The organism is Deinococcus sp. YIM 77859, assembly GCF_000745175.1.
Classification (GTDB): domain Bacteria; phylum Deinococcota; class Deinococci; order Deinococcales; family Deinococcaceae; genus Deinococcus.
In genome coordinates this window covers 422,606-436,751 of sequence record NZ_JQNI01000004.1, presented here as the reverse complement: position 1 = coordinate 436,751, position 14,146 = coordinate 422,606, and the positions used below count along the sequence as shown (strand labels likewise).

The window sequence follows — 14,146 nt, the reverse complement described above, 5'->3', positions numbered from 1 at the left end:
CTCAGGATTCAAGGTTGTCCGATGCGGAACTTGACCACATCGCTGGTCAGCGTTTTCGCCACGCCCTTGGACGTCCAGCGGATTCTGGCCTTGAGATTATAGTCCGTGTCCTTCCGAAGCTCGATCTGCTTCTGGAATTTATAATCCCACGGGTTCTGCGCGTCCGGTGCCAGAGGCTCGCGCTCGCTGGTACTCCCCAGGACTGTACTGTCGTCTAGGAACTCAACCGTCGCGGGAACGCCCCCCATCGGGCCATAGTCCACGAGCGCGGTCATGCTCACGGTCGTCGAGCCAGCACTGGGCTGGGCGACCTGGAGTGAGATTCGGAACGGCTCGCCGACAGGATCGGTGATCGGCTGGTTGCAGCTCGTGACCAGCACGAGGACAGAGCCTAAAAGAAGTCGCTTCATGGGTACCTCAAAAAAGCTGGAGCAGGACAAGCTTGGGTAGAAACCGTCAAGGCCGGGGGTTCGAGGGGCTGAGGTAGATGCCGTTGATGGTCTTGATATCGCCTGCGCTCAACTTGAATTTCCGGGGCAGGTATTCAGAGAATGTCCCTACGTATGGGCCTTTCGGCGTAACACCGTAGACGTGAGGGGATTCATAGAGCATGATGGAATCGTAGTCGAAGTTCTCGTAGTACCGGAAGTCTTCCCCACACCTCTTCGCGGTATTGGCGGTGACCCTCACATAGTTGTCGCGGTCACACCGGTCCTGCTCGTGAGGCAGGCCGACGACGTGGCCCATTTCATGCTGCATCGTGCCTGTCGAGGCATTCTCGCAGCCATAACCGACATTGATATTGATGAAGTTGGGGCCGGTAAAGGCCACTCTACCTTGGTAGCCCACGTATGCCTGGCCGCAGTATTCCGTCACGTTGACGGGATTCACACTCACCATGTTGCCGCTAGGCGTGAATGACCTGTACCACTTGATGGCGGTGTTGGAGGCGTTCCACTCGGCAACCTGCTGTTCCAGTTGGTTGATCTGGCTTTCCGTGAAGCCGGGCGCATAGTAGTAGTCCACCCGCTTGCCCGCCCACATGTAGGCGGTGGTTCGGATCGCGCAGAACAGCGTGCGCACAGAGCAACCGTCCGGATTCAGGCCGATGCTCTGCGTACTCATGGGCGTCTTGCCGGAAATGAAGTCTTCTACGTACTGGACATACTCCGGCATGTTTTCGCTGGGCGCAATGACCTCATCGCCATAGGCGGCGTACCCGCGCAAGTTCCTGTACAGCAGGGTTTCCCCGTTGGAGAAGGTGTGTTCGACCCACCCCTCCGCCGTGAGCTTATCGGCGAGGTCCGATGAGAGTTGCCGCAACCCGGCGGTGCTGGTTTTGGTCACGGGCATACCTTTTGGACTCAGCATCACGCTTTCATCGGGCAAGGTGCCCTTGGAAGGCCCTGCCGTGGCGGGAGTGGAGACTCCCGCTTGATTACAGGAAGCCAGCAAGAGCGCCAAAGCCACCGGAATGGAACGGAGCAGGTTACGGTTCTTCATGTGTCCCCCTGGAGTTGCCGGAGTCATGCGAGAGCCTCCGCACCCGGTGGATGACCGTGAGTGGCGTAGACCGATGCTTGTGTCCGGCTGGTGTGTACCGTATCCAGGGGGCGGTTTGCACCCGTATTGCAGTCAAGCCCTTCAACTGCAATACGGGTGCAAACCGCACGTTTCTTAGCCTCCAGGGGTCACGGAGGTTTCCCTTGAGACGACTGCTATGCGCCCTCGTCCTGCTGTGCGCCGGGATCGCCCATGCCGACCCCGGTGACGGCTCTGGCCCGCCCCTCACCCCTGTGCCCACTCCGATCTCTCAGCCCGTTCCCCCGCCTGCTCCCAGCGTTCCAGTAAAACCGCTACCTTCGACCACTTCCCACCCCTGACACCGCCGTTCACCCTCCCAGACTGAGGCGCACTGTTACCGCACCTCAAGCAATCGTCAGTGGCGGTACCCCAGATTTTTCCTCCGCCACTGACGCATTTCCATATCCGCCGTCTGATCGCTGACCTCCGCGTACCGCAGGGTGGTCTGAATGTGTTGGTGGCCCAGCCGTTTCCTGATCGTTGCCAGGCTCACGCCGCCGTTCACCAACTCCGTCGCATGGCTATGTCGGAGTTGGTGCAGCGTGCAGGTCACCCCGGCACGCCCTGCGTACCCCTGCCAGCGTTCCTGCACGCTCTGGTAGCGCAACGGTCCCCCACGTCCGTTTTTCCTGGCCTGGAACAGAGGGCCATGGGTGTATCCCAGTGTCCGCAGGTAGCGCCGCAGCAGGTTCACCAGTCTGGGATCGTCCAGCAGGACCGTCCGCTTCCGGCTGCCCTTGCCGATCACCGTCAGGTGTTCGTCACCCCGTGTCAGGTCGAGGTCTTCCACGTGGATGCCCAGCGCCTCACCGATTCGCAGCCCCGTCTCGAAGACCAGTCGGAACAGCAGAGCGTCCCGCACCTGTTCCGGCGGAATCGCCGCAAAGATGCGCTCGATCTCCTCCCGCCGCAACCCTCGCGGATGCGGGGGCGGCAGGCGGGGATGTTCCAGGTGGAGGGTGGGATCGCGATCCAGCAGGTCATGTTGCAGTGCCCAGCGGCAGAACCGTTCCAGGGCCGTCTGCTTCCGGCTGCGCGTTGCAGGTGCCCAGTGCGAATGGGCTGCAAAGTAGTTCGCCAGGGTTTCTCGTTCCAGCAGGTGTCCCGTCTCCTGCAACCAGCCGGTCAGGTGGCGCAGGTCCGCGCGATACGCGCGGACCGTCTGCGGACTGCGCTTCAAGTCCGCCAGAAAGCGTTCCGCCTGGGTCTGGAGAGTGGGTGCATCCACGCCTGCCTCCTCTTCCTGCGATAAGTGTAAAACAGAGGGTCCGCAGCAGGGGAATTGGGGCAGCCGTTGATCGAGGATCGGAATGAAGAATCCAGTGATAACACCTATTCCAGCAGGAAAAGAGGCCATGGTTCCGAACCCCTGGAGAGCGCCTTGACTCTCCGCCCGCCCACCCTCCTCACTTCAACTCAACGCGAGCAGTTCACGCGCTTCCCCGTTCTCGATGAACGCACCCTCGCCCGGTACTACCTGCTGAGTGAGGACGACCTGCGGCTGATCCGGGAACGCAGGCGGGACTTCAACAAGCTGGGCTACGCCGTGCAGCTCACCGTGCTGCGCCACCTCGGGCGCGCGCTGCGTCTCGGCGAGATGCCTCCCGAGGAGGTCCTGGCTTATCTCACCGAGCAACTGCGGGTAGACCCGGCGTGCTACCACCAGTACGCCGCCCGTGAACCCACCCGCTATGAACACTTCACAGCCCTGTGCCAGCACCTCGGCTACGTCGAGCTGTCCCGCCGCCTGAATCACGAGTTGCGGGACTGGCTGGTACCGCTGGCGGTGATCACCGACCAGCCCTTCGGGTTGATGAGTGCGCTGATGGACGAGTTGCGGCGGCGCTGCATCCTGGTGCCGCGCTTCAGCGTCCTCGAACGTCTGGTCCATTCGGCCCGGGGCCGCGCCGATCAGCACGCCTACAGCCTCTTGAACCTGCCCCTGAAAGGCGATTTGTCCGAACGGGTGGACGTCCTGCTGTCACCGCAAGGGGATGAGCCGATTTCACGCTTCGCCTGGTTGGGCCGCCCTGTCGGCGCACCCAAGCCCAAGAATGTCCTGGCCCTGCTGGACAAGCTGGCTTTCGTGCGGACCTTCCCAGTACAGAGCAACCTGCGGGCCTTTCTGCCGCAGAACCGTCTGGATCACCTGGCACAGGAAGCGAGGCGCCTGAGCGCCTCGCTTCTGGCGGACTTCGAACCGCAACGGCGGCGGGCGACCCTCATGGCCTACCTCTTCGATCTGTCGGAAACCCTGACGGATGACCTCCTCGACATGCACGACCGGGTGATGGTGTCGCTGCTGAGAGAAGGCGAGCGGGCAGCGGCCGAGGTCTTCGGGCAGCAGGGACCGCCGCTCGTCGAGCAGTTCGGCACGTTCAAGTCGGTGTGCATGGCGGTCCTCGCCGCGCGGGAGCAGGGGGCCGATCCCTATCAGGCCATCGAGGCCGTCGTGAACTGGCAACAGCTCGTCGAGACCGTGCGGGAGAAGGAGGTGGTGAGGACCGAACAACTCGATCCCCTGCACCATGCCATGAAGGGGTATGCCAAGGTACGAAGCTACGCGCCTCGGCTGCTGACCGCCTTCACCTTCCAGGCCGAGGGCAAGGCGGCTCCCCTGGTCGAGGCACTGAATGTCCTCCGCGAGATGTACATCTCAGGGAAGCGCACCCTGCCCGAACACGTCCCTATCAGTTTTGTGCGGCAGAAGTGGACCGGGCAGGTGTTCCGAGAGGGCACCGTTGATCGTCGTGCCTACGAGTTGTGTGTGCTGGACGAATTGCGGCTCGCGCTGCGAGCCGGAGACGTGTGGGTGACCGGGAGTCGCAAGTACAAGGACCTCGACGCCTACCTGCTGCCGCAGGGCACCTGGCAGAAACGCCTCTCCGAGCTGTCACTCGACCTGCCCGAGACCTTCGATGCCTTCTGGACGGCCACGGAACCCAAGCTTGCCGGGCAGTTGCGCGAGGTGGCAGAACTGCTCTCCAGGGGTGCCCTGTCTTCGGTGTCCGTACAGCGCGGCAGGCTCCGGATCGGGAAGGTCACGAAGGCCGTGCCCGATGGGGTGGAGCCTCTGGAGCGGAGACTGAGCGCGCGGCTGCCGCGCGTGAAGATCACCGACCTGCTGCTGGAGGTCAACGCCTGGACCCGCTTCACAGGCGCTTTTCTAAATCTGCACAGCGGGAAGGAGGTGGAGCGCCACGACCACCTGCTGACCGCCATCCTCGCGGACGGCCTGAATCTGGGGCTGACCAAGATGGCGGAGGCCTCCCCGGACCCCGGCATGACCGCGCGCCGCTTGATGTACCTCGCTGACTGGTTCGTCCGCCCTGACTCCTACGCGGCGGGTCTCGCTGAACTGGTCAACTTCCAGTCCAAGCTGCCCCTGGCCGCTTTGTGGGGGGACAGCACGACGAGCAGTTCCGACGGGCAACGCTTCCCGACCGGGGGGCGGGGCAAGAGTTTCGGGCACCTGAACGCGAAGTACGGCCGGGAACCGGGCGTGCTGTTCTACACGCATGTGAGCGACCAGTATGCCCCCTTCCACACCAAGGTCATCACCGCCAATGTGCGGGACGCCCTACACGTGCTGGACGGGCTGCTGTACCACCTCTCGGAGCTGAAGATCAAGGAACATTACACCGATACGGCGGGGTACACCGAGCAGGTCTTCGCCCTCTGTCACCTCTTGGGATTCCGGTTCGCCCCCAGGATTCGGGATTTGGGAGAGACGCGGCTGTACACGCCCGAGGTCGGTTCAGCCTACGGTCTGCTGGAGCCGCTGGTGGCCCAGCGGCTCAACCTGCGCCTAATCCGCGAGCATTGGGACGAGTTGCGGCGGCTCACGACGTCAATCAAGGCGGGTACGGTGACAGCCTCGTTGATCCTGTCCAAGCTCGCTTCATATCCAAGGCAAAACGGTTTGGCATTGGCCCTGCGCGAGCTGGGCCGCGTCCAGCGGACATTGTTCACGCTGGAGTGGCTGCGCGACCCTGAGTTGCGCCGTCGTGTGCTCGCGGGCTTGAACAAGGGGGAAGCCCTGCACGCGCTGAAGCGGGCGGTGGCCTTTCACCGCAGCGGGGAGATTCGGGATCGGTCGTTCGAGGCTCAGAGCAACCGGGCCAGTGGCCTGAATCTCGTGACGACGGCCATCGCTGTCTGGAACACGGTGTACCTGGGTCGCGCGGTGGAGGCCCTGCGCGCGGAGGGCACGGACGTGCCCGACGAACTGCTGGCGCATGTGTCGCCCTTGGGATGGGAGCACATCGGGCTGACGGGCGACTACGTGTGGCGCCCCGAAGGGGTCCCCGTGGAGGGGGCATATCGGGCACTGCGCGAGTAAAGCTCGTGCAGGACGAGCTTTTTCCTTAGCGTAGTAGGATTTCCGAACCTTGTCGTAGCCCCGTGTGGGGAACACCCTCTGCCTAATCCGCCTATCGTTTATTCATCCGGTCCATCCCCACCCGTGTGGGGCACACCCCTCGCGGATGATCTCCGGGGCGACGCCCAACGGTCCATCCCCACCCGTGTGGGGAACACCCTCTGCCTAATCCGCCTATCGTTTATTCATCCGGTCCATCCCCACCCGTGTGGGGCACACCCCTCGCGGATGATCTCCGGGGCGACGCCCAACGGTCCATCCCCACCCGTGTGGGGAACACCCGCGTTGTCCGGTGGGGAGCACCGGGGCAGGCGGTCCATCCCCACCCGTGTGGGGAATACACGTTGGCGGCCTCCGCGCTGCTCTGGCCGCTCGGTTCATCCCCACCCGTGTGGGGAACACACGTCGACGGAATCGCCATCGACCTCCTGTGCCGGTTCATCCCCACCCGTGTGGGGAACACCGGTGGGGGCTAATCGTGGGGGCCGCGCTGTGCGGTTCATCCCCACCCGTGTGGGGAATACGGGGCACGCCACTCAGCCGGGAAAGCGCCCGCAGGTTCATCCCCACCCGTGTGGGGAATACCTCTCGCCGGGCTACGTGCTGAGCCACACCGCCGGTTCATCCCCACCCGTGTGGGGAATACGCCTTTGAGGCGTCGGCGCAAATCGCCGGGGCCGGTTCATCCCCACCCGTGTGGGGAATACGAAACAAGCGGCAAAACGGCCATTTCCTCCGCCGGTTCATCCCCACCCGTGTGGGGAATACTCAAGCTGGACAAAACGTCGTCCGCGCCGAAGCGGTCCATCCCCACCCGTGTGGGGAACACATGTTGCCCGCGCTGGTGGTCACCCGGCGGACCGGTCCATCCCCACCCGTGTGGGGAACACGCCCGCAAGCGACAGGAAGGTTTGCCCCTGAGCGGTCCATCCCCACCCGTGTGGGGAACACGCGGTGGGGGTTGACCCGGGGGCACCTCTTTTCGGTCCATCCCCACCCGTGTGGGGAACACGAGATGTGGGTGTATGCACACGCGTGTGTGTGCGGTCCATCCCCACCCGTGTGGGGAACACGCCCGAACAAACCCGTCCCGCGCCTCTCTGAGCGGTCCATCCCCACCCGTGTGGGGAACACGTGATGGCGTGCCCGGGTTGAATGCGGAGCATCGGTCCATCCCCACCCGTGTGGGGAACACGCCGGGTCGAGGGCCTGCAGCGCGCGGAGGGCCGGTCCATCCCCACCCGTGTGGGGAACACGTCACCTCGTCGCCGCCCGTGACGTACCGATGCGGTCCATCCCCACCCGTGTGGGGAACACGCAGCATCTGGGACACTAAGGCAGCCCGCTACCGGTCCATCCCCACCCGTGTGGGGAACACACCTCGTTTCCTCGCGCGGGCTGTTCGGCGTGCGGTCCATCCCCACCCGTGTGGGGAACACTCCCTGCTGGAACGGGACCTGGACCTGAGCGTCGGTCCATCCCCACCCGTGTGGGGAACACATCTAATGGCTGGTGGCTCAATCTTCGTTTGGCGGTCCATCCCCACCCGTGTGGGGAACACATCCAGGGGCGTGGCTCGAAGTCCCGCACATCCGGTCCATCCCCACCCGTGTGGGGAACACGTAGGCGCGCCAGTACGCGAGGGGGACACCGTCGGTCCATCCCCACCCGTGTGGGGAACACACTTTGGAATCACGCTATCGAGGGGCGGTCCATCCCCCTCAAGTCTCCAACGAGGAGCGTAATTTTAGTCACAAAGTTTCAAGCTCCTCGGGAGGGCCATACTCCTGGCTCAACTGCGCGTGGCGAGCGTCCCGGACAGCAACCAGGGTGTAGCCGTCCAGGTGAACGAGCGTGCGGTCCTGTTCACCGTGAATGCGGATAGCAAAGCCCTGTTCGTTGTTGGCTCGGTAGACCTGCGTGCAGCGGCCTGCGCGGGCATGCTGGACGCATTTGTCCCACAGAAGGTCGCGGACAAGCGCACTCACTTGGCCGACATACACGCCGGTTTGTACCTCGATCAGCCAGCGGGTAAGCTCGCCGCGCAGGGAGGGCGGGACACGTTCAAGCGTCATCACGAGCATGGTTCACCCCGCCCTGAACGTTTCCCTCCGGATCCCAGAGGTCGCCCGGATCGTTGCTGTCTGGGTCGTCTTCTGGGCCACAGTCGTCAAGGAGCGTGAGGAGATCGCTGACCATCCGCTCCAGTAGCCGCAGATGGGTCATGTGGTCGCGCAAGGCAGTGCGAACGCGCCGTTCGAGGTCCTCCGGTCCGTGCGCGGCTTCCTGAAAGGCGACGGGGAGGACAATTTCCGTCTTGTAGAGGTCAGCCACGTCATAGACGAAGCTGAGCTGCTTACCGGTGTGGATGAAGCCCAGGGCGGGGCTGTAGCCACAACTGAGGATGGCGGCGTGTGCGAGGCCGTACAGACAGGCTGTGCCGGTGCTGATCGCCTTGTTCATCGGCGTGGTCCGGTCCCAATCGTTCCGCCGGTACTGGCGGCTGTCCCACTTCACACCGTACGCAGCGCTGTAGCGGGCATAGGCGTCGCGGACCCGCGCACCCTCGCGGCCGCGAATCTGCTGCAGGCTCAGGTTGGCAGGCAGCCCCTCCGGGAAGCGCATGGCATACATCTGCCGGACGACGCGTTGACGGCTGGCCGGATGGGCCCACAGGGCGACCTGACGCTGCAAGCGTGTAGAGCTGCGCGTCTCGCCGATACCCGAAGCGTACAGCCGCACGCCCTGCTCACCCACCCACAGGAGCGAGCAGCCCGTGTCGGAGAGGGCCTTGACCGCGCTGTGGCTGACGCTGGTACCGGGACCCAGGAGCAGCACACCCAGGCTGGCGGCCGGGATGCCCACCATCCCTTCGGGGTGGTAGGCGCGCAGACCACGGTCGTCCTGTTCAAGGCGGGTGTGTTCGAGGTAGAGGTAACTGGTCCCATCACGAAACTTAGGCAGCTCACGCAGGTTCTGTTGCTTCCAGATGATGGCGTTTCCTTCTTCGGTCAAGGCCTACCTCCCCGCGAGGCTCAGGAGGCCGAAGCCCAGCGCCTTGCCGTGCCCGATCCCCTGACGGACGGTGTGGGCCAGCCGCTCGGGGTCTTCTACCTGCAACAGGCCGTCAAAGGTCACGGCGTGCAGGGTCAGGGGACGCGTGCTGCCCGGCTTTCGGTCGCAGACGGTGCGGGTCTGGAGGATGTCGGCCCTCAGCACGGTGAAGCCGCCGCGTTCCCCCTGGCGGTCGAGCCAGGCCAGCGCCTCGCGGGCGCCATACAGGGCAAAGCGCTTGGGCTTCCCGGTGCGGTCGTCTTTCCGGGTCACCGTGGGATTGGCCTGGAGGCGAAAGCGCAGGTGCCGTCCCGCTGTCAGCACCCCGCTGAGGTGAAGAAGCCGTGTCTCGGCGGTCTCCAGATACCCGGGGTGCCGTTCCGTAAGCGCCCCCCAGTTCGGTTCGGTCTGACTCTGTACAAGCAGGTAGCCGCGACCCTCGTTCCGCCACAGCACGCGCTCGCCGTCCGGCAGCGGGGTACCCGGTTCGCCCGCACCCGGAAAGGCCCAGCGCAGGCTTTGGTGAATGGCGTAGCCGCTGCCCAGGTCGCGCCGAGCCTGCGGGTGGCGCTCATTCAGGATCAGGCGGGAGAGGTACATGAGGGCACCTCCTCGTCGGGTTGGCGGGGGGGCAAGGTCAGGCGTTCACTGAACACGTACACGGCGCGCAGGGCATACCGGCGCGCGGCAAAGGGGCCAGCCGGTTCGTCACGCCGTTCGGCGGGAGAAAGGCGCTCGCGGCCAGGAAGGTCGTCCGGCACGGCCCGCTGGTCGACCACAAAGCGGTAAGGGGCGTCCTGACACCGCTGGCGGCGCTCCTCGTCCGGCAGCCGCTCGCAGCCGCGCAGGCTGGGCGCCAAGCGCAGCACTTCCAGGAGCGGTCCGTCCTGCACGCCCTCCGGCAGCCAGACGGGCAGGCTGGGCAGGAACGCCTTGCGGCCCAGCGCAAGGGGCCAGTGCGGATTTTTCAGGGCAGCTTGGATTTCGGTGAGCAGCGACGCGTCCCCGCTGAGCCCCGCGTAAAAGGCAGCGTCCGAGAGGTACACGCGCCGGGTCAGACTCGTACTCGTTCGGCGCTCGCCGGGATAGAGCTGAGCGGTGTGATAGTCGGTGCGAACCAGGCCCTCGCGGTCCACCCGTACACCAAAGGCCAGCCGCGCCAGGTGATCCACCGGCTCGGCCCGGTCGAGGCCCAGCGCGGCGGCCACCAGACCCAGCACGCCCGATTTGCTGGGTTCCTGTTCGCTGTCACGGTCATCGAACCGTGAGCGGGTTCCCCACGACTGCATGGGGCCCACCAGTCTCAGAAGCAGGGTGCCCACGGTCAGCGCAGCCCGTCCAGCAGGTGCTCCACATCCGCGAGGGTGGCATCCAGCAGCCCTGCAATATCGGGGAAGCGCTCGCCGGGCAACGCCTCCAGGTCGCGTTCGTCGCGGGCATTCACGTACCGGCCCCGCCCCGCCTGGCCAAAGATGCGCTCCTGACGGTCCCACTCGGCAGCAAGGGCCTTCATGCTGTTCTCGACGATGCCTCCCTGTCCAGGCCGGACCGGCACCTCAAAGGCGTTGGCGAGGTTGCGTGGCGAGGCGTCCTCGCGCACCACGGTAGCGAACAGGCTGGGCGGATTGTGGGCCGCGAAGGTGTTCTGCTTGCCTCCCGGCAATGCATAGACGGCCGCCGTCAGAAAGGCCCGCAGGCCGCGCAGGGCCAGGTCTGCGTCACCCCCCAGGTTCTCCAGCAGCTTGGCGAGGTCTACCGCCGCGTAGCGGTAAAAGGTAGCGCTGCCAAACTCCACCGTACCCAGCATGTCCGCGCCCGCGTTGTCCTCGGGCTTGAGGTCATCCACCGCCGTGTAGAAGTCGAATTCGCGGTTCGCGGCGTGCGTACCGAGGGCGTGCGCCACCTGCGCGGCAGCGTCCGTGTTCTTGTCGGGCAGATCTGCCAGCATTCGACCGAAAAGGGCCACGTCCACGGCCTTGGTGCCGTTCAGCGCGTTCGCCAGTTGCCTCCCGATGTCGCCGGGCAGCTCGGCCTTCTTGCTGCCCTTGGCCTTTTTCTTGCCCTCGTCCGCGGCTGGTGTCAGAGCGGCGAAATCGTCCCAGTGAGCCTCGATGATGCCCGCCACCCGTTCGAGCTCGTCGCGGCCCAGGAAGAGGAGGTACTGGCTCTTGCCGTCCTTGACGGGGAGACCGAGCCCGCCCAGCGCGGCCATCGCCGCCGCCTCTGCCTCATCGCGGCCACGGCCACGCTGCACCAGCAGGTCGCGGATGGCCTCATGCGCCCGCTTGGTGCGCTCGCCCAGCTCGTCCGGGTTCAGGAGCTGCTGCTCGCGGAAATAGAGCCGCATGGCCCGCTTGAAACTCTGGGAACTGATACGCGCGCGGCGGACTCCGCCGAAATAGGCATCCTTGGGGCTACCGGTGTCGTCGCGGTTGAGGTTGCTGGGGGCAAAGTTCTGAAGGATGTGCAGTTCGAGCAGGGCTTTCATTCTAGGGTCTCCTCTTCGGTGCCGGGGGCGGGCGTAAAGGTCCGTGGGGCCGCGTCGTCCTCGTCACTGGCCGCGGGTACGGCCTTCTCGGGCGATTCGGCGTGGCGGTAGAAGTCACGGGCCCAGGTCTGACGCACCGCGTCGCCCCAGCGGGTTACGTCCCGGAGCAGTTGTGGCCAATCGGGGTGCATGTTGGCGGCCTTGAGGAGGGTCACCGCCTGCCGCAGGTGGTAGGAGAGGGCCTCGCGGTCGGCGTCCAGCAAGGTCAAAAAGCGTTTTTCGATGCTGGGGCGGGCGTCCTGGGAACGGTAGAGGTCACCCAGCAGCGCCCCCAGTGACAGCGGCTTCCGGGCCTGCGTCTTGGTGCGCTCCTCTTCCGGCTCGTCGTCGTGGGGCCGCTCAACCAGAGCGTAGAGGCCCGCCACGAGGTACAGGGCGCGGCGCTGGCTCTGCTCCAGCCCGTCGAGCTCCTCCTTCCGGGCCCAGGCGAGGCCGCTGCGGTACGCCACGCCCTCCAGGAAATAAGCCCCGTAGGCGGGCCGGTCGTCACTCAGGGTGCGGCGCAGCTCGGCGTGCTGTCCGCGCGAGAGTTTCGCCAGTTCCGCAAAAAAGCGTTCCTCCGGGGGCTGTGTTGCGGGTGCAGTCGTCATGCGGGAACCTCCTTGGGCAGGGCGGCCAGCAGCCGCCGCACGGCTTTCTGCTCGGCGCGCAGGGCCGGGCCGCTCCGGCCCACACCCTCCACGGCCACGTCCCAGGCGGCCCAGGCAGCGCGGCGCAGTTCGTTCTGCCACTCGGCCCAGGCCGCGTCCGTGTCGCCGTCCAGGGCGAGCAGGTACGTGCGGAAGGGGGCTTCGAGCTGCGCCCAGTAGGTCGCCTCCACCTGAAGCGTGCTGACAAGAGCGCTCACATCCTCCTTGTGCGGCTCGCGCTCGCCCACTCGGGTCAGGAGTTCCTGACACAGCAGCCGCACAGCCTGACGGAGGAACTGTCCCAGCTTCTTGGCGTCGGTCAGGGCGAGGGAGATGGTGTTGGTGAACTTCTGGGCGTCATTCACGTACAGCTTGGGAAGGCTATAGGTCTCCTGCCGGAATGCAAACGCCTTGCCCTGATCGGACAGTTGGCCGTAGACGCTCACCGAGACGATGGGGCCGTACCGTTTCTTGTCGCCGGCCTTCGAGCGGGTCGCCTGCGCAAAATCCGTGACCCGGTTTACCGGCGGTGTCTGGCGTTGAACGGCGGTCAGCACCGCGCGGGCATGTTCCACCGTTCCTGCAGGAAGGCCGGAGCGGACCTGCTGCGCTTTCTTGCCGTTCAGGTACAGCTCGTTCTGCGGTTCGGGCAGGATCGCGCTCAGGTCACGCCAGAACAGCAGTTCGCGCTGGAGCTTCTGTGGGAAGAGCTCCTGTTTCTTCGGATCACCGCTCGGAACCAGCGTCACCATCGGATCACGGTTCTGTCCCTCCCCCAACGGGTTTCCGTCCACAGGAATACCCGCGCCAAAGCCGATGAAGCGCACCGTTCCCTGCTCGTCTTCCGGGTGAAGCAGGATGCTGCGGCTGAGCCAGGCGTAACGGTCTGCAATGCCCCGAATGGCCTGGGGGCGTGGCGCGTCCTTGTCGTTGCGCTCGCGCAGTTCGGCCACGCTGTGCGGCTCGCGTTCCCAGGCGGGTCGGTCACGGTCATGCATCACTTCGGGGTAGGGCACCAGGTTCAGACAAAAGGTCTGGTGTAGATTCGCCCCCTCGGCCACCACCAGGGCTGCTGTCGCCACCGGTGCCGCCGCAGCACTCGTGGTAAAGCGTTTGATCAGGCCGCCCAGCATGAATGTCTGCGCTTCCAGCAAGCGGCGCGCCGCCTCGGCGGGTGGAATGGCATCCGTGCGTGCGCCGCCGGGTCGGGCCGCCGGGTTAAACAGCGCGGATGTGTTCGCGCTTCCTACCTCTGCGCCCAGCCGTGTCCAGTGGCTTAGAAACTTGCCGCCCTCCAGTTCGGGCGTCAGGCCCGGCAGCTGCAGAAAGGGCCGCTCTGAATGAAAGAGGTCGAAGGCGTCGTGGTGAGCTTCTAGGTACCTGTCGAGGGCCTCAGCAGGAAAACCCTCCCGGTACCACTGCGCCGCCTGCTGGGCATCACGTGGCCCCAGAAGCGCTCGGTGCAGCACCGCCAGGCACAGCCGCAGCGCCGCCACCGTCATCAGCGGTGAGGCCGCGTCTATTCGGGTGTACTTCTGGGCCTGCGTCAGCGCCTCGCGCAGGCTCACTTCCTGCACGCCACTTGGTCCACGCACGGGCAGCCAGGGTTCGGTCAGGAGATTGAATGTGGCCGTCATGGCACCTCCGCCCCGATTGAAGCACGGGGCAACGTCAAAAAAGGCCGCACATGCGGTGGGACAGGAGGGGAGCATTCCCCCCTCGCCACCAGCAGTTAAACGGAGTAGCCGTGCTGTTTGAGCCAGTACTCCCACAATTCCAGTGAAAGTTCCTGCTCCAGAAGCTTGTTGAACTCCCACGGGCTGACTAGACCTTTGCACTTCAGGGCGGCTCGTCGCGCCGCAGCCCTGAAGACCTCTTTGATCTCTTCCATGTCCACGTGCGGTTCTCCTCAGGAGTGAGGGGCTTGGTGCCCACAGTGGTAGACTGTGG

General features: G+C 65.1%; 12 protein-coding genes and 1 CRISPR repeat array. Of the genes, 1 reads left to right on the top strand and 11 read right to left on the bottom strand.

What is annotated here, in order from left to right; all coding sequences use genetic code 11:
- Window positions 1–8: 8 nt before the first annotated feature.
- The 3 genes from EI73_RS15125 to EI73_RS15115 form a co-directional block, all read right to left on the bottom strand.
- A complete protein-coding gene (locus tag EI73_RS15125; protein ID WP_034388960.1) occupies window positions 9–410 on the bottom strand; it encodes a hypothetical protein in 402 nt (133 codons plus the stop codon).
- 46 nt (window positions 411–456) lie between these two features.
- Window positions 457–1,503 carry a M12 family metallopeptidase gene (locus EI73_RS15120; protein WP_034388958.1) on the bottom strand — a complete coding sequence of 349 codons (1,047 nt, stop codon included), beginning with the start codon at window positions 1,501–1,503 and terminating at the stop codon, window positions 457–459.
- 436 nt (window positions 1,504–1,939) lie between these two features.
- A complete protein-coding gene (locus tag EI73_RS15115; protein ID WP_034388956.1) occupies window positions 1,940–2,812 on the bottom strand; it encodes a tyrosine-type recombinase/integrase in 873 nt (290 codons plus the stop codon).
- Window positions 2,813–2,965: 153 nt separating this feature from the next.
- Here EI73_RS15115 and EI73_RS15110 point away from each other — a divergent pair, with 153 nt between their 5' ends.
- Window positions 2,966–5,926, top strand: coding sequence for a Tn3 family transposase (locus tag EI73_RS15110; RefSeq protein ID WP_034388955.1), 2,961 nt, complete (start codon window positions 2,966–2,968; stop codon window positions 5,924–5,926).
- A gap of 107 nt (window positions 5,927–6,033) precedes the next feature.
- A CRISPR array of direct repeats spans window positions 6,034–7,702; the repeat unit is 29 nt; unit sequence CGGTCCATCCCCACCCGTGTGGGGAACAC.
- A 14-nt stretch (window positions 7,703–7,716) separates the two neighbouring features.
- On the opposite strand, the gene cas2e is transcribed toward EI73_RS15110, so the two are convergent.
- The 8 genes from cas2e to EI73_RS16440 all read right to left on the bottom strand — a co-directional run bounded on the left by cas2e (window position 7,717) and on the right by EI73_RS16440 (window position 14,087).
- Window positions 7,717–8,040, bottom strand: coding sequence for a type I-E CRISPR-associated endoribonuclease Cas2e (gene cas2e / locus EI73_RS15105; protein ID WP_197050798.1), 324 nt, complete (start codon window positions 8,038–8,040; stop codon window positions 7,717–7,719).
- The gene (gene cas1e / locus EI73_RS15100; RefSeq protein WP_197050797.1) at window positions 8,030–8,980 is read right to left on the bottom strand and encodes a type I-E CRISPR-associated endonuclease Cas1e; all 951 of its coding nucleotides are present in this window, start codon (window positions 8,978–8,980) and stop codon (window positions 8,030–8,032) included. The genes cas2e and cas1e overlap by 11 nt, the downstream gene beginning before the upstream one ends.
- Window positions 8,981–8,983: 3 nt before the next feature.
- Window positions 8,984–9,619: a type I-E CRISPR-associated protein Cas6/Cse3/CasE gene (cas6e, locus tag EI73_RS15095; RefSeq protein ID WP_034388950.1), complete on the bottom strand. Its 636-nt coding sequence runs from the start codon at window positions 9,617–9,619 to the stop codon at window positions 8,984–8,986.
- Window positions 9,601–10,341: a type I-E CRISPR-associated protein Cas5/CasD gene (gene cas5e, locus EI73_RS15090; RefSeq protein WP_034388949.1), complete on the bottom strand. Its 741-nt coding sequence runs from the start codon at window positions 10,339–10,341 to the stop codon at window positions 9,601–9,603. The genes cas6e and cas5e overlap by 19 nt, the downstream gene beginning before the upstream one ends.
- 2 nt (window positions 10,342–10,343) lie before the next feature.
- Complete coding sequence (gene cas7e / locus EI73_RS15085) at window positions 10,344–11,507, bottom strand: type I-E CRISPR-associated protein Cas7/Cse4/CasC (RefSeq protein ID WP_034388947.1); 1,164 nt, start codon at window positions 11,505–11,507, stop codon at window positions 10,344–10,346.
- A complete protein-coding gene (gene casB, locus EI73_RS15080) occupies window positions 11,504–12,157 on the bottom strand; it encodes a type I-E CRISPR-associated protein Cse2/CasB (RefSeq protein ID WP_051935681.1) in 654 nt (217 codons plus the stop codon). The genes cas7e and casB overlap by 4 nt, the downstream gene beginning before the upstream one ends.
- Window positions 12,154–13,833, bottom strand: a complete 1,680-nt coding sequence (gene casA / locus EI73_RS15075; protein ID WP_034388945.1) for a type I-E CRISPR-associated protein Cse1/CasA — start codon at window positions 13,831–13,833, stop codon at window positions 12,154–12,156. The genes casB and casA overlap by 4 nt, the downstream gene beginning before the upstream one ends.
- Before the next feature lie 95 nt (window positions 13,834–13,928).
- Window positions 13,929–14,087, bottom strand: coding sequence for a hypothetical protein (locus EI73_RS16440; protein ID WP_156103626.1), 159 nt, complete (start codon window positions 14,085–14,087; stop codon window positions 13,929–13,931).
- Between the last annotated feature and the right edge of the window lie 59 nt (window positions 14,088–14,146).

Excerpts from the sequence above, each read along its gene's own strand:
- EI73_RS15125 (WP_034388960.1), bottom strand. The coding sequence starts at position 410 with ATGAAGCGACTTCTTTTAGGCTCTGTCCTCGTGCTGGTCACGAGCTGC.
- EI73_RS15120 (WP_034388958.1), bottom strand. The coding sequence starts at position 1,503 with ATGAAGAACCGTAACCTGCTCCGTTCCATTCCGGTGGCTTTGGCGCTC.
- cas2e (WP_197050798.1), bottom strand. The coding sequence starts at position 8,040 with ATGACGCTTGAACGTGTCCCGCCCTCCCTGCGCGGCGAGCTTACCCGC.
- cas6e (WP_034388950.1), bottom strand. The coding sequence starts at position 9,619 with ATGTACCTCTCCCGCCTGATCCTGAATGAGCGCCACCCGCAGGCTCGG.
- cas7e (WP_034388947.1), bottom strand. The coding sequence starts at position 11,507 with ATGAAAGCCCTGCTCGAACTGCACATCCTTCAGAACTTTGCCCCCAGC.
- casB (WP_051935681.1), bottom strand. The coding sequence starts at position 12,157 with ATGACGACTGCACCCGCAACACAGCCCCCGGAGGAACGCTTTTTTGCG.
- casA (WP_034388945.1), bottom strand. The coding sequence starts at position 13,833 with ATGACGGCCACATTCAATCTCCTGACCGAACCCTGGCTGCCCGTGCGT.
- EI73_RS16440 (WP_156103626.1), bottom strand. The coding sequence starts at position 14,087 with ATGGAAGAGATCAAAGAGGTCTTCAGGGCTGCGGCGCGACGAGCCGCC.